19 protein-coding genes are annotated in these 19,934 nt (G+C 66.7%); 7 read left to right on the top strand and 12 right to left on the bottom strand.

Annotated elements, in window-relative coordinates; all coding sequences use genetic code 11:
- Nucleotides 1-7 precede the first annotated feature (7 nt).
- The 3 genes from QFZ91_RS35345 to QFZ91_RS35335 are packed head-to-tail and all read right to left on the bottom strand — an operon-like array spanning nt 8 to nt 4,049.
- Nucleotides 8-1,390: a DUF6513 domain-containing protein gene (locus QFZ91_RS35345; protein WP_429570084.1), complete on the bottom strand. Its 1,383-nt coding sequence runs from the start codon at nt 1,388-1,390 to the stop codon at nt 8-10.
- Nucleotides 1,369-1,989 (bottom strand): flavoprotein, encoded by a 621-nt coding sequence (locus QFZ91_RS35340; protein ID WP_429570083.1) that lies wholly within the window; start codon nt 1,987-1,989, stop codon nt 1,369-1,371. Before QFZ91_RS35340 ends, QFZ91_RS35345 begins: the two co-directional genes overlap by 22 nt.
- A complete protein-coding gene (locus QFZ91_RS35335; protein ID WP_176379700.1) occupies nt 1,986-4,049 on the bottom strand; it encodes a sigma-54-dependent Fis family transcriptional regulator in 2,064 nt (687 codons plus the stop codon). The genes QFZ91_RS35340 and QFZ91_RS35335 overlap by 4 nt, the downstream gene beginning before the upstream one ends.
- Before the next feature lie 385 nt (nt 4,050-4,434).
- Here QFZ91_RS35335 and QFZ91_RS35330 point away from each other — a divergent pair, with 385 nt between their 5' ends.
- Entirely contained in the window at nt 4,435-4,941 is a 507-nt protein-coding gene (locus tag QFZ91_RS35330) for a dihydroneopterin aldolase (RefSeq protein WP_176107505.1), read from the top strand.
- Between the two features lie 47 nt (nt 4,942-4,988).
- Here the strand turns inward: QFZ91_RS35330 and QFZ91_RS35325 are convergent, their stop codons facing one another.
- From QFZ91_RS35325 to QFZ91_RS35285, 9 genes are all read right to left on the bottom strand, one after another.
- Entirely contained in the window at nt 4,989-5,366 is a 378-nt protein-coding gene (locus QFZ91_RS35325) for a hypothetical protein (RefSeq protein WP_368586122.1), read from the bottom strand.
- A 137-nt stretch (nt 5,367-5,503) separates the two neighbouring features.
- On the bottom strand, nt 5,504-6,013 hold the full coding sequence (gene fae / locus QFZ91_RS35320; protein ID WP_176107508.1) for a formaldehyde-activating enzyme: 510 nt from the start codon (nt 6,011-6,013) through the stop codon (nt 5,504-5,506).
- A 185-nt stretch (nt 6,014-6,198) separates the two neighbouring features.
- Nucleotides 6,199-7,101 carry a triphosphoribosyl-dephospho-CoA synthase gene (locus QFZ91_RS35315; RefSeq protein ID WP_429570082.1) on the bottom strand — a complete coding sequence of 301 codons (903 nt, stop codon included), beginning with the start codon at nt 7,099-7,101 and terminating at the stop codon, nt 6,199-6,201.
- A 5-nt stretch (nt 7,102-7,106) separates the two neighbouring features.
- Nucleotides 7,107-8,105 carry an ATP-grasp domain-containing protein gene (locus QFZ91_RS35310; protein ID WP_429522940.1) on the bottom strand — a complete coding sequence of 333 codons (999 nt, stop codon included), beginning with the start codon at nt 8,103-8,105 and terminating at the stop codon, nt 7,107-7,109.
- Nucleotides 8,102-9,139: a methenyltetrahydromethanopterin cyclohydrolase gene (gene mch, locus QFZ91_RS35305; RefSeq protein ID WP_429570081.1), complete on the bottom strand. Its 1,038-nt coding sequence runs from the start codon at nt 9,137-9,139 to the stop codon at nt 8,102-8,104. The genes QFZ91_RS35310 and mch overlap by 4 nt, the downstream gene beginning before the upstream one ends.
- Nucleotides 9,105-10,325 (bottom strand): ATP-grasp domain-containing protein, encoded by a 1,221-nt coding sequence (locus QFZ91_RS35300; RefSeq protein ID WP_429570080.1) that lies wholly within the window; start codon nt 10,323-10,325, stop codon nt 9,105-9,107. Before QFZ91_RS35300 ends, mch begins: the two co-directional genes overlap by 35 nt.
- 11 nt (nt 10,326-10,336) lie before the next feature.
- Nucleotides 10,337-11,263, bottom strand: a complete 927-nt coding sequence (locus tag QFZ91_RS35295) for an NAD(P)-dependent methylenetetrahydromethanopterin dehydrogenase (RefSeq protein ID WP_429570079.1) — start codon at nt 11,261-11,263, stop codon at nt 10,337-10,339.
- 114 nt (nt 11,264-11,377) lie between these two features.
- Nucleotides 11,378-12,403 (bottom strand): beta-ribofuranosylaminobenzene 5'-phosphate synthase family protein, encoded by a 1,026-nt coding sequence (locus QFZ91_RS35290; protein WP_429570078.1) that lies wholly within the window; start codon nt 12,401-12,403, stop codon nt 11,378-11,380.
- A gap of 283 nt (nt 12,404-12,686) precedes the next feature.
- A complete protein-coding gene (locus tag QFZ91_RS35285; protein WP_429570077.1) occupies nt 12,687-13,085 on the bottom strand; it encodes a 4a-hydroxytetrahydrobiopterin dehydratase in 399 nt (132 codons plus the stop codon).
- A 417-nt stretch (nt 13,086-13,502) separates the two neighbouring features.
- Here QFZ91_RS35285 and QFZ91_RS35280 point away from each other — a divergent pair, with 417 nt between their 5' ends.
- From QFZ91_RS35280 to QFZ91_RS35255, 6 genes are all read left to right on the top strand, one after another.
- Nucleotides 13,503-15,320 (top strand): methanol/ethanol family PQQ-dependent dehydrogenase, encoded by a 1,818-nt coding sequence (locus QFZ91_RS35280; protein ID WP_176107519.1) that lies wholly within the window; start codon nt 13,503-13,505, stop codon nt 15,318-15,320.
- Between the two features lie 164 nt (nt 15,321-15,484).
- Nucleotides 15,485-15,904 (top strand): c-type cytochrome, encoded by a 420-nt coding sequence (locus tag QFZ91_RS35275; RefSeq protein WP_176379694.1) that lies wholly within the window; start codon nt 15,485-15,487, stop codon nt 15,902-15,904.
- A 31-nt stretch (nt 15,905-15,935) separates the two neighbouring features.
- Complete coding sequence (locus tag QFZ91_RS35270; protein WP_429570076.1) at nt 15,936-16,847, top strand: substrate-binding domain-containing protein; 912 nt, start codon at nt 15,936-15,938, stop codon at nt 16,845-16,847.
- On the top strand, nt 16,844-17,620 hold the full coding sequence (locus QFZ91_RS35265; RefSeq protein WP_368596958.1) for a hypothetical protein: 777 nt from the start codon (nt 16,844-16,846) through the stop codon (nt 17,618-17,620). The genes QFZ91_RS35270 and QFZ91_RS35265 overlap by 4 nt, the downstream gene beginning before the upstream one ends.
- 7 nt (nt 17,621-17,627) lie before the next feature.
- Nucleotides 17,628-18,632, top strand: coding sequence for a LysR family transcriptional regulator (locus QFZ91_RS35260; RefSeq protein WP_176120585.1), 1,005 nt, complete (start codon nt 17,628-17,630; stop codon nt 18,630-18,632).
- A gap of 261 nt (nt 18,633-18,893) precedes the next feature.
- A complete protein-coding gene (locus tag QFZ91_RS35255; RefSeq protein WP_429570075.1) occupies nt 18,894-19,916 on the top strand; it encodes an AAA family ATPase in 1,023 nt (340 codons plus the stop codon).
- The last annotated feature ends 18 nt before the right edge of the window (nt 19,917-19,934 follow it).

Raw genomic sequence — 19,934 nt, 5'->3', positions numbered from 1 at the left:
GGCGGGTTCAGCGCTTTTTCATCGTCTCGCCCGGCCCGCACCAGACGCTGAGATCTTCTTCCGGCCGGTCGCTCGCGCAGCCCCAGTCGAGCGGCTGGTCCTGATGGAAGCGCTTGCCGAGCCGCCACGCGATTTCCGCGCGGGCAAGCTGCACGCCCATATAGAACGCGTGGGCGCCGTCGGTTTCGAGGTTCAGCTGCGGGTACAGCGCGAACGGATCGTCGCCGCGTCGATGGCCGTCGCGGTTGTACACGTGAATGCCGTCGGCGCTGATTTGCACGCGGAAATTCGGATCACGCACGGCGCGCGCGAATTCGTCGATTTCTTCGGCGCTGTACGGAAACGGCCGTTTCGCGTGGACCGTCGCGAGTTCGCTGCTGATGCCCTTCGGCAGCACTTGCGCATCGCGCGCGGCATGCATCACGCGGCGTGCAACATCGGCTTCGCGCAGCGCGCGCCGCGCATGCAGACTCACCGACGTCGTCAGCACCGCGCTAACGCGCAATTCGGACCCCATGCCGAGCAGCACCGCATTGATGCCGCTCGTGTCGGCCTCGGTCAACTCGGTCACGTTGCCGATGCCCATCATGATCGCGATGTCGGGATAGCGCTCGCGCAAGCGCACGTAGCGTGCGATCGACGTGGCCAGTCCGAACGGAATCGGATCGAGAATCGGATCGGCGAGAAACGCGCGGCCGCGCGCGCTTAGCGCGTCGATCGCGGCGTCGAGCGAGGCTGGGTCAGCGGGTTCGCGCGCGACGAGGATCGGCGTCGACGGCACTTCGTCGGCGATCCACAGCGTATCGACGTTCAGGCTCATCAGATAGTCGGCGCCCGCGCGGCCGCCGCGCAGCAGTTCGTCGTTGCGCATCGAATCGACGCTGACGCGATAGCCTTCGGCCTTCAGGCGCCGCACCGCGTCTTCGAGATGCGGAAACGGCGTGTCCGGCAGACAGCCGATGTCGATCACGTCCGCCCCCTGGGCCGCATACTCGCGCGCCCTTGCCGCGATGCCGTCGAGGTCGAGCCGCGGCGCATCGACGATCTCCGCGAAAATCTCCGTGTCGTAGCGGCTCAGATCGAACGGCTTCGCCTTGTGGCCGAAAAACTGCGGCAAGTCCTTGACCTCCTCGGGGCCGCGTTCGAACGGCACGCCGTAGTGCGCGCTCAGCGAGTCGAGATCGCCGCGGCAGCGGCCCGGCACGATCACGCGCTGCGCGGCAAGCGGCGTGGGCACGCGGCGCTGGATCATGTCGGCGGTCATCAACGCGGCGACCTGCAGGCCGATTTCGCGCACCTCCCAACTGAACGGCGCCGGCGCCATGCCGTCGAGCACGCGCCGCAGGCTCGGTTCGGCAAGCCGGCCGGTCAGGAAGAGGATGTGGTCCATGCGAGATCGAGGGTCGCGAGGCGTTGGGCGAGTGCCGCTTCGAGTTCGTCGAGCGAGCGCGCGAGCGTCGTGTATTCGAAACGTGCCAGACGCTCGACGTTGTCGAGCTCGATCGCCCGTGGCCGCAGTTCGACCCATTCGTCCGGGCTATGCGTGATCACGCTCGGTTCGGTGTCGCACGCAAAGACGATGCCGGGGATGCATTGCTTGCCGGCCTGCGCGTACATGTTGGTCGGCAGCGTATCGGAGATGCCGTAAGCGCATTTGGCGACCGTGTTGCTGGTGGCCGGCGCGATCACGACCGTGTGATAGACGCCGTGATACAGCATGCCGACCGGCACGCCGCTCGCGCTGTTGTCGCGCAGCACGCGGAAGTGTTCGCGCAGCTTGTCGAGCGGCCAGCCGTACAGCGGCAGCACTTCCTCGGCCGCCGCGGACAGAAACAGATCGACGCGCGGCAAGCGCCGCGCAAGCGCGATCGATTCTTCGAGCATATGACCGGAGCCGGTCACGCACCACGCGAAGCGCGCATCCGGCTTGAAGTCGGTGAGATCGCGGGCGGCCTTGGGCGCTGACTCGTTGGGGGACGACTGGGTCATGCGTCGAGATCGAGCGGCATGCCGTCCGGCGGCGAGCCTTCGTGCGACAGCCGGATATGCAGCCGGCGCATCTTGCGGTACAGCGTGTTGCGGCTGATGCCGAGCGCCTTCGCGACGTTGCTGACGTTCCAGCGATGCTCGTCGAGCAGCGACAGCACCGTCTCGCGCTCGTTCAGCTGGATCGCGTTCAGCGAAGAAATGTCCGCTTCGTCGGCGAGCTGCCCGTCCATGTCCGCGTTTGCGAGGCGCAGTGCGGTCGGCAGATCGACCGCCGACGTGCGTTGCGTGACCTCGGGCGGCAGATGCTCGCAGCCGATCGGCTCGCCGTCGGACAGCGCAATGGCCATCTGCAACACGTGACGCAGCTGACGGATGTTGCCGGGCCACGCGTAGGTGAGCAGCGCGTGTTCGGCTTCCGGCGTCAGATCGGGCGGATCGTCGGTTTCGTTGGCGAGCAGATGATGGATCAGCGGCAGCTTGTCGACGCGCTCGCGCAGCGCCGGCAGATTCAGCTCGACGCCCTTGAGCCGGTAGTACAGGTCCTCGCGGAACTGGCCGCTCTGCACGAGTTCCATCAGATTGCGGTGGCTCGCGCTGATCAGCTGGAAATTGACCTTGACGGTGGTCTCGGCGCCGAGCGGCGTGACCTCGTGTTCCTCGATCACGCGCAGCAGGCGCGCCTGCAGCACGAGCGGCATGTCGCCGATCTCGTCGAGGAACAGCGTGCCGCCGTTGGCCTGCACGATCTTGCCGCGCCGACCTTCGCGCTGCGCGCCGGTAAATGCACCGGCGCGATAGCCGAACAGCTCGCTCTCGATCAGGTTCTCCGGCAGCGACGCGCAGTTCACCGGCACGAACGGACCGTCGGCGTGCGGGCTGATGCTGTGCAGCGCCTGCGCGAAGACTTCCTTGCCGGTGCCGGTCTGGCCGCGCAGCACGATCGGAATCTTGCGCTGGATCACGCGCGCGGCCAGCTGGATCTGCGAGGCCATGCGCGGGTCGCCGAATTCGAGGTGCGCGATCTCGTCGAGCTTCGGCACCGGCGCGTGCTTGTCGTGCTTCTCGTGTTTTTCCGGGGCGCTGCTGCGGATCGCAGAGTCGGTGACGATCACCCGCGTCACGCGCCCGCTGCCGTTCTGCGGCGTCTGCGCGACGAGGAAAAAGCGGTTCGTCGCATTCGCGCTGTAGACGGTGACAGGATGGAACGAGCCGCGAATGCTGCGCGCGATCATGTCTTCGAGCGACGCGTTGAACGCTTCCTCGATACGCCGGCCGCGCAGCTCGGCGAGCGAGCGGAAGCCGAGCTGGAACAGCGCGCTGCGGTTCGCGGCGAGCACCGTGCTGTCGTCGCCGACCGCGAGCTTGCCGCCGTGCAGCGTGCCGACGAATTCCGGGCGGCTGTGGAAATGAATCATGTTGGCGTGCCGGTAGCGCGCATCGAGCAGACGGTTTTCGATCATCTGCCGCGACATGCCGACCAGTACCAGCGAGTGCTGCTGCAGCAGCTTCGAGCGGCTGGTGACGTCGAGCACGCCGGCGATTTCGCCGCCGTCGTCGAAGATCGGCGCGGCCGAGCACGTGAGCGACGTATAGCGCGGATAGAAATGCTCGTGCTGACAGACGGCGATGCAGTCGCGCTCCGCGAGACAGGTGCCCATGCCGTTGGTGCCGGCTTCGCGTTCGCTCCACAGCGCGCCGACGCGAAAGCCGTCGACGGCGACCGCCTCGGCGAACGGCACGGACGACACCTGATGCACGATCACGCCGCCGGAATCGACGAGCACGACCGCGAGCTCGGGATCGGCGAGCTGCTGATAGAGCGTCGTCATCTCGAGTTTCGAACACGCGATCAGATCGCCGAGCGCCTCACGGCGCGCGCTGAGTTCGTATTCGGTGAGCACCGGCGGCGGCACGAAACGCGCGGGGTCCAGCTGGAATTCGTTGATGCAGCGCGTCCACGACTGAGCCACCGGTTCGCTTGTCGGGCGCGTGGTCAACTGATGGTTGACCACGTTCAGAACTTCCCGGACGTGCGTACTGCTGTCAGCGAGCAACGACATGGGATTCGTCTCCGTTGCGTCATTTCGCAAGCGTGACTGCATTGCACGCTGCGAATGCCGCTTTATCAAGCCTGTCTGCCCTTGGTGCGGCGGGTTCTGGGTCCGCCTGCTCCCTCGCGACCGGCCCTGCTACGAGGCGGGTATTTAAAACTGTACGCTCGATGCAAGACAGGTTCAACAGAAAGTGACTGTGGGTTTACCTCACCGTGCCCGGAATTTGCTTTTCTCGATGCGCGATGCGTTAAACGTTTTGCAGGTTGCATGCCTGTCGCAGCTTCGACACAGAGTGTGCCGCGCGTCGCTCAGTTCTGTTGTTCTACTGTTGCATCGTTCGCTCTTCATCACAGGCTGTTCAATCTTGAGCCGCGCCGCGGCGGAGACCATCATGGATCGTATCGATACTGTTCGCCTTGCCGCATTTTCCAGCCTCGGCGCCAATCCCGGTTCGCAAGCCGGCGCGTTGCCCGAGCGCCTCGACATCGTCTTCATCGAGAACTTCATCGGCCAGACGGTCATCGGTATCGACAGCAGCGAGTTGCATGTTGCGCAACCGGTGCGCGTGAATCTGGCGATCGGCGTACCCGCGATCCGCGCGTGCGCGACGGACCGGATCGAAGATACGGTCAACTATGCGGCCGTGCGCGAGGCGCTGCTCGAGCTATTCGCGTCGCATCGCGTGCGGCTGCTGGAGGCGCTCGCCGAGACGATCGCGCAACTGTTGATTGCCGACTTCGGCGCGCACTGGGTGCGGGTGTCACTCGCGAAGCCTGCCAAGTTCGCCGACCTCGCGGCCGTCGGCGTGCAGATCGAGCGGCGTCGCGGCGATGGCCCGGCGGCCGCCGTGGGTCTCGCGTGTTACGCGTCGCTGGGCGCGGGGCTGGTGCCGAATTGACGGGGAGAGCGGGGCGCGCCGGACGCCCGGCGCGCCTCGAACCGTCGTCATTTCGCCACGGTCGACGTTTTCTGCGGACCGAGTCCGCACGCCTGATACGCGCTCGTTTGCAGCGCGCGGAATTTCCTGGTTTGAGCCTTGGCGTGATCGACGCGGAATTCCGCGCCGCCTTCGCCGCCGAGCGTCGCGTACTTCGAGAAGGTCGACTGGTCGACGAATTCGTCGTACGGCAACGACGCGGCCATCTTGTCGATCACGCACGAGCACTTGTAGACGTTCGCGAAATCGTGGCCGTTATCGTCCATGCAACTGAGCACGTATTCGACGCGGCCCTCGGTCGGATAGTTGTAGCCGCTCGCCCACGCGAGCGGCGCGGCGAGCATGAGCGAGGTAAAGGCGAGAAGCGCGCGACATCTGTTAGTCATTGAATGCCTCTGCGAGAGCATTGAACCCGCTTCGCGAACCGCTGCGCGAGGGCCATGCCTTGCGGCCGCGAGGCGACGGGATGCGCGAGGAGGCGGGGCCGCGAGCGGCGCCGCGTCTCCTGCGCTGCCATGCACCGTCAGTTCGGCGCGAACGGATGCGCGACGGTGCCCTTCTTGGATACTACTTCAGCCGCGCTCGGCTCGCCGCTGACCGCGCGCTTGATCGCCTCGCGCGTCGCCTGATAGTTGAACTGCTGGATCTTCTTGTCGTCCTCCGCCTGCCAGTGGATGAAGACGCCGACGCAGAGGAACAGATCGTCGGCTTCTTCCTGCGGGATCGTGCCGTCCTCGACGCTGTCGGCCACTGCTAGCGCGACCGCGTGCTGCGCTGGGCCGAACATCTGCACGGCCTGCTTGGCGCCTTTGATCGTCACCTTGTTGAACAGGATCGTATTGGGCTTCGTGATGAGATTCGGCGCGACGACGGCGAGCAGCGACGTGAAGCCGTCCTTGTTGTTGGTGAGCGCGTTGCAGAACGCGGTTTCCGCAGCCGAACCTCGCGGTCCGATCAGCAAGTCGATATGCGCGACCTCGTTGCCGTCGCCGACTAGCGACTCCCCGATCATGACGCGGTTGATCTTGGCCATTCTGTTCCTCCAATGAGTAGGTATGGACCTGCTGACGAGGCGCCGCCCGCGATCGTGTCCAGATCAGCATCGCGAGAGCGGTGCGGGATTGCACGGCGGTACTAACTAACAGGTTCCGTGCCAGTTCTGGCACCCGGCATGCTGACGCGCCCGTTCGGCGCGTTTTCAGTGCAGACGATTCAGGGTTAACCGCGTCCTTCGACGCAGCGCGCAACGAACAGCGTGGCCACCGCGAGGTCCGCGCTGGTGCCGGGATTGATCGCGCGGGCCTTCAATTCGGCGTCCCAAGCATCGAGTTGCGGATCGCTTGCCGAGCGGCGCGCGGCGGGTCGCGTTTGGCGCCAGCGCGCGTGCTGTTCGCGTGCCACGAGCGTGACACTCTGCGCCAGCGCGAGGCCGTGCTTGCGCACAATGTGAGAGTCGGGCCAGCCGGCGAGGAACGCGAGAAACACGTTGAGCATCGCGATTTCGCCCGGATCGACGGGCGCGGCTTCGGACGCCGGCGTCGAGGCTTCGAAGCAGGCGGTGAGGCCGGTGTCGAACAGGTCCGCGAAGCCGTTCGCGTACTGCCGCGCGATGCTGTCGCGCTCGCTGGCGAGTCGCATCGCGTCGCGCAGGCCGATCGTCGGCGCTGCGTGGACCGATTGCTCGGGCGCGTCGCCGAGGCCGCCGGGATTGGCGAGCGCGATCGCACGATAGGCGAGCCGCGCATCTTCGACGTCGAGCCGGCTCAGCACGTCGCCGACGGCCGCGCGCCACGCTGGCGCCGTCAGCGGCCGTTCGCCGGTTTCGTCGAGGGCCGCGGCGAGCGGCGCGATCAACAGCACGATGCCGAGATTCGTATTGCAGCCGACCGCCGCGCGCGTGCGCGTGACCGCGTCGAGAATGCGCTGTCCGACGCGGGCGCCTCGTGCGAACAGCGCGTCGAGCGATGCGGCCGCGCTGGCGAGGAACTGCGCCGCGTTCATGCCGTGGCCGGGGCTTTGGGTGCTGACGTTGCCGGGTTTCGGCGTGGTGACGTCGAGCGCGCAGGCTTCGAGGAAGGCTACGCGCGCATGCTCGACGGAGATTGCATGAGGGATGGGCATGACGCTCAAGCCCGGCGCTGCGGAGACTGCACGGGCAACCCGGCGCTAGCGGCTTGCTCGGCTTGCTCATGCGCGCGCCGCTGCGCGGCGAGCTTGCGATCGAGCAGATCGTCGACCAGCGCCGCGGCGACATCGAGCGGCACGACCGACTGCAAACCGCGCCATGCGGCCACGCCGTTGACTTCGAGCACGAGCGGCAGCGCGGCGTCGTCGGGATTCGGGATCAGGTCCACGCCCGCGTAGTCGAGCCCGAGCGCGGCGGTGGCGCGAACGGCGGTCTGCGCGAGCGGGACCGTCAGTTCGTCGGCCTCGCAGCGCGCGCCTTGCGCAACGTTGTGAATCCAGCCCTTGCCGCCGCTGCGCCGCATCGCCGCGACCGCCTTGCCGCCGATCACGAGCACGCGCCAGTCGAAACCGGGCCGGGCGCCGGCAACGAAGCGCTGCAGATAAGCGACCTGCCGATAACGCGCGAGCGACGGCAGCGGCGCGAGCAGCCCGCCGCGCGCGCCGAGCCGTTTGAGCCCGTGGCCTTGCGAGCCGAACAGCGGCTTGAGCACGACCTGGCGACCGGCGGCCGCTTCGCGCATCAGGACGCGTTGCGCGAACGCGGCGGACTCGCCGGCCCAGGTGGCCGGTGTCGGCACGCCGGCGCGATGCAGCAGAAAGCTCGTCATCGATTTGTCGACGCTGCGCTCGATCGCGCGGGCGTCGTTGTAGACCGGTACGCCCGACTCGCGCAGCGCGTGCAGGATGCCCAGGCGCAGCGTCACCTGCTCGAAAGTGCCGCCGGCGATGCCGCGCACGAACACCGCATCCGGCAGCGTGCGGCCGAAGCCCGGGATCACGAGGCCGTGCGGCAGCCACGTGGTGTCGATGCGGCAATCCGCGAGATCAACGCAACGCGCTTCGGCGCCGCGCGCGCGGAACGCTTTCTTCAGCCGGCCGGTGTGCCAGCCGGTTTCGTCGCTCATGATCGCGATGCGCAGGCCCGCTGTAATCATCATCGCGCGACGGGCTCGCCGCCCCACTGTTGGCGCAGCAGGCCGCCGTCGAGCTGGCCGCCATGATAGGTCGCGCCGCTTTCGAGGCTGCTGACCCATACCTCGGCGGGCGCGAACAGCGCGGGGTCGATCTGATAGAAGTCGAAGTTGACGGCCGTGAAGACGTCCGCGAACGGTCGGCCGTAGTCGCGCGAATGGGTGGACGGCAGGGTGTCGGCGAGACGTCGCGCGATCTCGTCGTGCCGGACCGTCAGATGCACGCGGCCGCCGTACAGGATCGCGTCGTTGGTGCGGCCCATCGCCTGAATGCCGTCGGGCGCGGGCGGCGGCAGCGGCGCCGAGCCCGTGCCGGCGACGATCTCGTCGAGCGGCACGCCGAGCACGTGCACCTTGTGCAGCGCCACTTCGACGACGCGGGCCACGACCTGTACCGTTCCCGCGACAGAGTGTGTCGGCGTGACGATCAGCGTCAGGTGGTCGGGCGCGAGGCCGCAGTCGTGCAGCACCTTGTCGATCACGACCTGCGGCGGCAGGCGGTCCACTTCGAGCACCAGCGCGCCGCGTTCGTGGCGGTCGCGATAGCCGAGTTCGTCGAATAGCGGTTCCTTGACCGCGAGCGCGCGCGCGGGCCCTGAGCCGAGCGAAAAGAACTTCTTGCCGCCGGTCTGCTCCCTGGTCGCCGACAGGCTCCAGCCTGCGTACTGGCTGCCGAGGCAGGCGAGCACCGGCGCCGAGGTGCTGACCTCGAGCATCGTCGGCCACAGCGGCGCGGCGTCGAAGTTCGCGCGTACCGCGACGCGGCCCAGACCCCCCATGCAGATGCGCGCGATCAGCACGCCGGCGTCGAGGCTGCCGCGTGCGTCGACGCCGGCGTCGGCGATCACGGTGCCGGCGGGCGTGCGAGTGAGCGCGACGCCGAGATGTGCCGCCTGATCGACGAGCCGGGCGACGAGGCGCTCTGACAGCGCATTCACGCTCGGCGGCGCGGTGGGCGGGGATGTCTCAATGGGCGTGGAGGCAGGCATGGTCTGGCTCATCGCAGGTTTCGATTCGTTGGACGACGCGTTCGTGCTGCGCATCGAGCGCGGTGCGCACCGCGTCCGTCGACGCCGCTCGCACGAGCAGCGTGCAGACCGGCTGCCCGACGTCGATGCGGGTGCCCGGCATCGGCACGTCGCCGCATTGCGGATCGCGCAGGCAGGCGTCGGAGAACGCCGCGGAGACGTTGAACGGCCGCTGCGCGAACAGCACCCGCTGGCCGGCGCGCCAACGCGGCGCGCGGGCGAGCGCGAGGCTCGCGGCCGACGGCGCGCGGCCGTGGCGGCAGGCGTCGAGGTGGCGGGCGAGCAGGCCGGCTGGCCACGCATCGGGCGACGCGGTCTCGTAGAGCGCCATCGTCGACGAAGGGCGCGGGTTGATTTCGAGCACGTCGAACGAGGTGCCGTCCGACAGAAAATCGCAGCTGTTGATGCCGACGAGGCCGGTGCTTGCGCATAGCGCGTCGAGCGCTTGCTGCACGAGCGCAACGAACGCTGGCGGCAAGTCCATCGGCCCGATCGAGCCCGCATGCACGAAGCGCAGATCGCCGATAGCGCAGGTGAGTTGCTCGGCGAAACCGATCAGATGCGCGCGGCCGTGCGCGCCGATGAACAGCGCCGACAGCGAGCGGCCCTGGCCAAGGCGCTGGAAGTAGCCGTGCGCGGAGGCGGTCGTCAAGTCGATAGAGTCGGCGGGCTGGATATGCGTGCCGCCACAGCCATCCGCCTGCTTGAATAGCCAGCCCTCGGCTGTCGTGGGCCTCTCGAACGACACAGCCGGATGCCCGATGCGCAACGCGTCGAGCAGCGCGAAGAAACGCCGCGGCTCGCGTACGGCCGCGATCGCCTTGGCATCGTTGCCGAGAAAGCGCGGCAAGCCGGGCTCCCGGCACAAGTCAGGCATCAAAGGTTCGAGCCCGCTGCCGCCGATCCAGCCAAGCAATCCTGGCAACCGCGCGACGCGCGCAAGCGCATCGACGAGCCGCGCCCGGTCGATCCCGAGCGCGCCATCACCGCCGCCGATGTCGAACCACAGTTCGGCGGCCTCGCGCGTGTCGCGGTCGCCGAAGATATCGAGCGCGGCGACATGCAGGCCGGCGCGCGCCGCGGACTGCGCGAGCAGGCGCGCCGACTGCCCGACGACCGCGACGATGGGCGCATGCATGAGCGGCCGGTGCGGCTTCATGGCGGCCGCTCTCAGCCGAGACCGGCCGCGACCGCGCGGGCCTCGTCGTAGGCTTCCGGGAAGCCGAGGTAGACCGGCTTGCCGCCCGTGCGCATGCGCATGAACAGGCGATGCTCGACCTGATACTTGACGTTGCCGATCGCCAGCGCGCCGATGCCGACCGCGCCCGCGTTCGGCACGCCGTCGATCGGCTTGCCATCGTTCATCACGTTCACGCCGGCGATGCCTTCGGGCGGCACCGCGTTGACGTCAGCGGCGACGAGCAGGCGTTTTGCATGCGCGAGGTCGTCGCGGCCGACCACCTGCACGCCCGCGACCGTGGTGGCAATCGCGATTTCCGCTTCGGCGAGGGCGCCGCGCAGCTCGTCGGACGTCGTGGTGCCGATGCCGTTGGTGACGATGCCGAAGCGCTCGTTCAGTTCGGCCGACGCGGCGAGTGCGCGACTGCGGTCGGTGTGGCTCGCGATCGTCACGTCGGCGCCGCGCGACGCGGCGATCGCCGCCGCGATGCGCCCGACCGCGCCGGCTCCGCCGAGAATCAGCACGCGCTTGCCGCCGAGTTCCACGCCGTGCTGCTTGCCCAGGTGCCGCTCGACCAGCGCGATGAGCGCGGCCGCGGTCGTGTACGAACCGCTCGGATCGGCGAACACGGAGACCTCGAACGGCGGGACCATCGCGCGGCGAGCGGTGTCGAGCATGGCGACGGCCTGCATCACGTCGCGCCCGCCGATGAAGATGCCGGTGCGCGACACCCCCTTCGGGCCGCGCGAGAAGATCGCGTCCTGCGTGAGGTTCGCGACCATGCCGGCTTCGACGTTGCAATACGGCACGATGACCTGGTAGCCGGCGTCGGCGGCCATATTGACGTCGAACGGACTCATCTGCGGCGTGGCCGTGAACATGTGCAGGATGTAGGGCCTTTCAATGGTTTCTGACATGGCAGGGGCTCGTTGTAGTGGCAGTCTCGGGAAGGCGCGGGGCAACGCCGCGCCGCGCGTGGCAGCGCGTCGGGTGAGCGGCGGCCTGAGCGGCGACCTGAGCGGGGCCGCGCATCATGCGGCGTCGATGTGCGGCGCGCGCACCTCGGCGCCGCTGATCGCCGCGCCGCTATTGCGGCCCGCGACGACGCTGCATTCGATATGCGGCAGCGCGCTTGCGACGGCGCGCGCGGTCGCGAGCGCGCGCTCGGCCTCGCGCGCGTTCGCGAGCACCGCGAAGCCCGTCGGGCCCCACGAGGTCTGGCCGATGCCGGCGGTGCGCTCGGCGGCGACCGCGCGCAGCACGCGCTCGACGTCGGGACTCGCGAACACGCCGCCTTGCGCGCTCGCGAAGTATTCGCCGATGGTCTGCTGCAGTTCGGTGAGGCCGTGCGCGAACGGCGCGAAGTTATGTTCGGCGGCGCCGGGCAGGATCTGCATCAGCACCAGATGGCACAAATGTGCAGCGAGCCGCTGCGGAAACGGTGCGAGCGATGCGAGCGCGCTGCGTTCCTCGGCGCCGTGCAAGCCCTCGCGGCTGTTGTCGCTGACGAGCAGCACGCGCCACGGCTGCGGAAACGGCTGGCGCGACAGCAGCGGCGGCATGCTCTGGCGCAGATCGCCGGGCGGGCCGCCATCGAGCAGCAGGCCGCCGCACTCGAAGCCGAGTATGCCGATGCCCGAGCGCGCGCCGCGTCCGAGCAGACTGGCGAGCTCGGCGCTCGTCGCCGGCTGGCCGACGAGCCGCGTGAACGCGGTGCCCACGGCGAGCGCCAGTTGGGTGCCGGAACCGAGGCCAGTATGGGCGCGTGGCGCCTCCAGCACGTCGATCGCGAGGGTCGCCGGCCCGTAGGCGGCCTGCAGCCGCGCGAGACTCAGCGCGATCCGTTCGCGCTCGGCCTCGCTCGCCACCCCGCCGATCTGCTCGCGCTCGGCGAGCCGCGCCTGGATCCGCGTGCCGTGCGTATCGATGACGAGCCCCAGGCTGCCGAACGCGCGCCCGAGCGACGCGTTCGGATCGAGAAAGCCCAGATGCAGCCGAGCGGGCGCATCGATCGTGATGGGCGCGCGTGGCGGCAGGCGGCGGAGCTGAAGCGGCATCTCGAGGGTCCTCAGGTGTCCTTGCGGGTGCGCGAAACCGGGTTCGGCCGCGGGGTGCGCGCAACACGTCGTATCGCGTCGCGGGTTCCAGCGACAGTGCGCCCGGCGACGTCAAGCGAAAGCCGTACCAGGCGCGCGCAACGGCCACCGCAGCGGATCCGGCCCACTGCAACCTCTGAACGGGCGCGCCGCGCGCCACCCGGTTTCGCCGCTGCATGGACGCTGTGTGACGCCGAAGGCGCACTGTGTCACGCGCTGTTTCATCCGGCGGCAGGCGCGCGCGTCAACTGCCTTGCGCGGCTTTCGGCGCGTCGTACTTGATATAGCGGAAGCGCTGATCGTCGGACGGCGTGCCTTCTAACGGGCCCTCCTCGTGGCCGGGCTGCCAGTGGACCACCGATTCGATCTTCGTCGCGAGCGCGAAGTCCTTGTCGGTGATGCCCTTGGCGGTGTGCGTTTTCAGCTTCACGATCACGAACGCATACGAGACCGTCAGATCGGGGTGATGCCACGCGGCTTCCGCGAGGTGCCCGACGGCGTTGACCACCATCAGCGTTCCCTTCCAGCCCTCGGTGCGGTATTTGCGCCGCAGCCAGCCATCTTCCAGATACCAGTGCTGCAGCGGACCGACGAGGCGTTGCTGGATCTCTTCGTCGGTATAGACATGCTCGGTGTTTGCCATGGCGGTTAGCTCCTCGAATGCGCGAATCGTTCGCCGAACGAAGCTTCGTTGCAGTGACAGGCCCGTGCTGCGGTGCACGATTCGCAAAGGACACGATTCGTATCACGCAAGTGACACAGTATGTGCCGCATCGCGTGACGCAACGCCTTCAGCTTACCGCGGTGCAAGCATCGGCGTGCAACGCCCGTGTGCCGCGACAGGTCGCGCGTGCCGGGTCGGCGGGCCACCGCACGCGAGAGCGGCAGCGTTGCCGCTATTCCGGCATGGAATATGCGTTGGCCGTTCATGCGTCGCGAAGCCCGACATCGAATCGGGATAGCGCGTTAATCGTTACCTGCAATCGAGAAGGCGCGCACGATGCGATGAGGTAGCGTGGGTCATTCGTGAGTTGAACAGCAGGACAATTCTGGAGGAGACATGAACTTACGCACTGTAGTTCTTGGGCTCGCGATCCTCGCATCCGCAGCCTTTAGCTCTCTGGCTGCGCAGGCCGATTCGCAGCTCGACGGACTGATGAAAAACCCTTCCAACTGGGCGGCCCAGGCGGGCGATTATGCGAATCACCGCTACAGCCCGCTCAAACAGATCAACGAGAACAACGTCGGCAAACTGCAGGTCGCATGGACCATGTCGACCGGCGTGCTACGCGGCCATGAAGGCGCGCCGCTCGTGATCGGCGACACGATGTATATCCACTCCCCGTTTCCGAACAAAGTCATTGCAGTCAACCTGAAGGATCAGACGTTCCTCTGGCAGTATCAGCCGAAGCAGGATGAACAGGTCGTCTCCGTGATGTGCTGCGACACCGTCAATCGCGGTCTCGCATATGGCGACGGCAAGATCTTCCTGCAGCAGGCCGACACCAAGCTCGTCGCGCTGAATGCAAAGACGGGCGAGGTGGTGTGGACCGCGCAGAACGGCAATCCGAAAGCTGGTGAAACCAACACCAACGCGCCGCACGTATTCGGCGACAAGGTGCTGACCGGTATTTCGGGCGGCGAGTTCGGCGTGCGCGGGCGTCTGATCGCGTACGACATCAAGACTGGCAAACCGGTCTGGACTGCGTACAGCACGGGCCCCGACAACGAAATGCTGCTCGACCCAGAAAAGACGATGACGTACTCGAACGGCCAGATGGTGCCGGTCGGCGCGGATTCGTCGGTGAAGTCCTGGAAGGGCGATCAGTGGAAGCTCGGCGGCGGCACCACGTGGGGCTGGTATGCGTGGGACCCGAAACTCAACCTTGTTTACTACGGTACTGGCAATCCGGGCACATGGAACCCGACGCAACGTCCGGGCGACAACAAATGGTCGATGTCGATCTTCGCGCGCGACCTGAATACCGGCACGGCCAAATGGGTCTACCAGATGACGCCCCACGACGAATGGGACTATGACGGCGTCAACGAAATGATCCTGTCCGACCTGACGATCAACGGCAAGAAGGTGCCCGCGATCGTGCACTTCGACCGTAACGGCTTCGGCTACACGCTGAACCGCGAAACCGGACAACTGCTGGTCGCGCAGAAGTACGACCCGGCGGTGAACTGGGCCGATCGTGTCGATCTGCAAAGCGGCCTGCCGATTCGCAACGCGGCGTACTCGACGCAGGCGGCCGGGTCCGACCACAACGTGAAGGGCATCTGCCCGGCGGCACTCGGTTCGAAGGACCAGCAACCGGCGGCGTTCGATCCGAAGACGAGTTTGTTCCTCGTGCCGACCAACCACGTCTGTATGGACTACGAGCCGTTCGATGTCGACTACGTGTCGGGACAGCCGTATGTCGGCGCCACGCTGTCGATGTATCCGGGCCCGAACGAGGGCAACGCGATGGGCAACTTCATCGCGTGGGACGCGAGCAAGGGCAAGATCATCTACTCGAAGCCGGAGAGGTTCTCGGTATGGTCGGGAGTGCTGGCGACCGGCGGCGGCATCGCGTTCTACGGCACGCTGGAGGGCTACCTGAAGGCGGTTCGCATCTCGGACGGCAAGGAACTGTGGCGCTTCAAGACGCCGTCGGGAATCATCGGCAACGTGTTCACGTATGAGTATCAGGGCAAGCAGTACGTCGGCGTGTACTCGGGCATCGGCGGCTGGGCCGGCATCGGCATGGCGGCGGGTCTCGAGAAGCCGACCGAAGGTCTGGGCGCGGTCGGCGGCTATAAGGATCTCGCGAAGTACACCGCGCTCGGCGGCACGCTGTTCGTGTTCGCTATTCCTAACGAAAAGAGCTGAACGAACGGCTGAAATGAAAGGCTGAACGAGCGGGGCGGCTTGAACAGGCACGGCCGCCCCGTCAGCCTCGCGCAAGCATTGAATTACCCCCAGATCGCGCCCGTTGGTGGATGCGTCGCTGACACGCATCGGGGCGCGGCTTTTTCCCAGATGGAGACATGTGCATGAAAGGCCGATCTATCCTGTTGCTCACCGCGTTGCCCATAGCGCTCGTCATGCTGCCCGTCGGATACGCGCAGAACAATCCTTCGATTGCGCAGGTCGCGTACAAGGTAGTCGACGGTAACAAGGTCGACAGTAATACGCTGCAGGGCTGGAAGACGTGGCGCGCGCTCGCTTGCGAACGCTGTCACGGCGCGCAGCAGCAGGGCATGGTTGGGCCGTCGCTGATCGACGCGTTCAAGACGCTGGACAAGAACGAGTTTCATCGCACGGTGTTCGGCGGCCGCGTCGATAAGGGTATGCCCGATTTCAGCGCGAGCCAGATGATGCAGAAGAACTGGGAAAATCTCTATGCGTATCTGAAAGGACGCTCCGATGGACAGATCAAGCCGGGCGATCTGCATGCCATCGACTCGAATTAACGCCGCGCCGTCATTCTTCCGGAGGCTCACGATGCGTGATAAGAGAAGCATGTCCGTGCATGTCAGCGTGATCGCGGCCGCGTTGTGTGGGGCGGCGCTCGCGAGCGCCGCGGTCCGGGCGGATGGCCCCGCGCTGCCGAACAACGACGGCGCGGACGGCGTGCTCAGGGTATGCGCGGACCCGAACAACATGCCGTTGTCGAACGACAAGGGCGAGGGCTATGAGAACCGCATCGCGGCCCAGATGGCGAGCGACTTCGGCTACAAACTCGAATACACGTACTTTCCGCAGCGCATGGGCTTCGTGCGCCACACGTTGCGCGAGAAGGCGGAGGGCAGCGACCGCTATCGCTGCGACCTGATCATCGGCGTGCCGAAGGGCTATGACATGACGTCGACGACGCAGCCATATCTGCGCTCGACCTACGCGATGGTGCTGCCGAACCGCCCCGAGTTCGCCGGCATCAAAACACCCGACGACCTGCTGAAACTGCCGCCCGATCAGCTGCACAAGCTGCGTTTCGGGATCTTTTCGCAAACTCCGGCGGTGGACTGGCTGCTCGCCCACAACCTGATCGACCAGGCGGTATCGTACCAGGTGCAAAGCGGCGATCCGGGCGTATACCCTGGCCAGATGATCGAACACGACCTGGCCGCGGGCAACGTCGACGTGGTGTTCCTGTGGGGGCCGATCGCCGGCTACTTCGCCAAGCGCGCCGGTGATTCGGTCAGGCTCGTGCCGTTCCCGCCGCAGCCCGGCATCCGCTTCGACTACACGATATCGATGGGTGTGCGCTACGGCGAGAAAGACTGGAAGGACAAGGTGGATCAATGGATCGGCGCGAATCACGACAAGATCGACAGCATCCTCGCGACCTACCAGGTGCCGATGCTCAAACCGGTCGACGCGCCGGCGGGCAAGCCCGGCGACGCATCGCAATGACGCGCGCGCGCGGCGCCTGGCTGCGCGCGGCACGCGCTGCGCTGATGGGGACGCTGTGCGTGCTGTGCCTCGCGCCGGCCGCAAGCCGTGCGGCAAGCCCTGCGAGCGCCGCGTCGGCGCCGGGCGGCGACGATATCACGCCGGCGGAGCGGCTGATTTTCCTGACCGATCATCTGCACGGCGTCGCCGCGCAGACCGAGCTCGACTACGCGCTGATCGATTCGGAGCAGCCGTCGCGCAGCACCGATGTCGTCAAGGTGCTGGTGGTCAGTGAGAACAACGCGAAGGGCGACGCACAGGTGACCGACCATACCGGCAGCGTGAACCTGCCGATCGGCGGCCTGCAGTGCAATCCGGCGATCATTTATTTCCTCGAACGCGACATCGCGGAGATGCAGGGTCTCACCGGCGGGCAGCGCCGCTATTTCCAGCAGCGTCTGCGTCTCGCGCTCGCCGCGGGGCCGCAGATCGAGAGCGTGCCGGGAGAGCTTGGCGGCAAGCCGGTCAGCGCGCGGCGCATCGTCGTGCAGCCTTATCTGAACGATCCGAACGGGGCGCGCTTCGCGCAATACACGGGCAAGCGCTACACGTTCGTGCTCGCCGACGGGGTGCCGGGCCAGGTCCTGCAGATTCGCACCGACGTGCCGGGCCCCAACAACGACTTTGCACATCCGGCGCATTCGGAGTCGTTGAGTTTTCAATCCGCACTGAACAAGTTGCCATCGGGCAAGGTGCCGGCGAAGCCGTCGAATGCGCCGCGGGCGAGCCGTTGAGTCTTCGATGCAGAACGCGAGTTTCGCGACGAACCGGGTCAAGCTGAACTTCGTTCGCACGCTGACCCTGCGGCAGTTGCAGATCTTCGTCGTCGCGAGCCGCTATACGAGTTTCGCGCGCGCGGCCGAGGAGCTGCATCTGACGCAGCCGGCCGTGTCGATGCAGATTCATCAGCTCGAGGAGGCGGTCGGCCTGCGGCTGTTCGAGCGCGTCGCGCGCAAGCTCACGCTGACCGAAGCGGGCGAGGTGCTGACCCATCACGCGAGCCGCATTCTCGGCGAAATCAAGGACACCGAAGACGCGATGATGTCGCTGAAGCAGGCCGACAGCGGCTCGATCAACGTCGGCATCGTCAGTTCGGCGACCTACTTCGCGCCGAAACTGCTGGCGATGTACTCGCATCTGTACCCGAAGGTCGACGTGCATTTCTCGGTCGGCAATCGCGACGCGCTGCTGCGCATGTTGCAGGACAACGCGATCGATCTCGCGATCATGGGCCGCCCGCCGCCCGAACTCGATACGACGGCCGAGCCGCTTGCGAGCCATCCTCAGGTGGTGATCGCGCCGGTGCAACATCCGTTGTGCGGCGCGCGCCGCTTCGATCTGCAGGAGTTGAGCAACGACACCTTTCTGCTGCGCGAGCCGGGCTCAGGGACGCGCATGGCCGCCGAGGCGATGTTCCGTCAGCATCTGTTCACTCCCGCGAAAACCGTCACGCTCGGCAGCAACGAAACGATCAAGCAGGCGGTGATGGCGGGCATGGGCGTGAGCCTGATCTCGCTGCATACGCTGCAGCTGGAGTTGCGCACCGGCGAGATCGCGCTGCTCGACGTGAACGGCACGCCGATCGTACGAACGTGGCAGATCGTGCATCTGCGCACCAAGCAGCTTTCGCCGACCAGCGTGATGTTCCGGCAGTTCCTGCTCGAACATGCGGCGGTGCATCTGGAGCAGGAATATGCGCAGTTTGCGGGGGTGTTTGCGAAACGGCAGGTCGGGGCGCAGCGGTAGCGTGATGCGTGCGTTGCGTGCGGCGCGAGCGCGCTCGTCGGCTTGCTGATTAACGGTGCGTGATAGGCGGCATCGATGGCACAGTCTGTACCCGTCTGTCGTGACAGGCTGCCAACTTTTCGCATTCGATTTAACTCTTGCGTCCCGCGCGTGCGATCGGCATAAACCATGCTTGAACGTAAGGCTGGCGAGTCTTGAAGCGCGTCGACGTTCGGGCGTCGCGCAAATAAACGCCAGCCACCACGGAAGGGGATCGAAGCGATGGTTTCTGGCGAGCAGCTTCAGGACTGGCGTTCTCACGCCCAGCAGATCGAAAACGAAGTGGCGAGAGTCGTCGTCGGTCAGCAGCAAACGCTGAGGCTCATCAATGTCGCGCTGTTCGCACGCGGCCACGTGCTGCTCGAAGGCGGCGTCGGGGTCGGCAAGACGACCGTGTTACGGGCGTTCGCGCGCGTGGTCGGCGGCGATTTCGAGCGCGTCGAAGGCACGATCGATCTGATGCCGGGCGACCTCGTCTATCACACCTATGTCGACGCCGACGGCAAGCCGCGTATCGAGCCCGGCCCGTTGCTGCGCCACGGCGAGCAACTGACCACCTTCTTCTTCAACGAGATCAATCGCGCCCGCCCGCAGGTGCAATCGCTGCTGCTGCGTGCGATGGCCGAGCGTTCCGTGTGGGCGTTCGGCCGCGAGCATCGCTTTCCGCACATGACCGTGTACGCCGACCGCAACAAGGTCGAGAAGGAAGAGACCTTCGAGCTCGCGTCGGCGGCGCGCGACCGCTTCCTGTTCGAGCTGAACATGCCGACCCCGACCGACGAGGAGGCGCGGCGCAGCCTCGTGTTCGACACGAGGTTTCATGACGTCGACGGCCTGCTCGCGCAACTGACGCCGTCGATCGTGGCGTGGGAACAGTTGAACCGGATCGGCGCGGCGATCCAGCAGGGCGTGCAGGCGAGCGAGACGATCGAACGCTACGTGCACGACATCTGGCAGGCGACGGAAACGCCGGCGCGCTTCGGCATCGCGCTCGACGGCGTCGACATGGAGCAGCTGATTCTCGCGGGCGCGAGTCCGCGCGGCATGAGCGCACTGGTGCGAGCCGCGCGCGTGGTCGCGTGGCTCGCGGGACGCACGCATCTGCTGCCGGAGGACATCCACGAGGTGTTGCTGCCGGCGCTGGGTCATCGCGTGTTTTTCACGCCGATCTACGAGCTGCGCCGCCAGGAGCTGGCCGAGGCGCTGATCGCGCGGATCGTCGCGAACGTCGCCGTGCCTCGCTGAACGCCGGCGCGCTTACAC

Origin of the sequence: Paraburkholderia sp. JPY419, assembly GCF_050435705.1 — a bacterium.
GTDB classification, from domain to species: Bacteria; Pseudomonadota; Gammaproteobacteria; order Burkholderiales; family Burkholderiaceae; genus Paraburkholderia; species Paraburkholderia youngii.
This window is presented reverse-complemented; position numbering and strand designations above follow the sequence as displayed.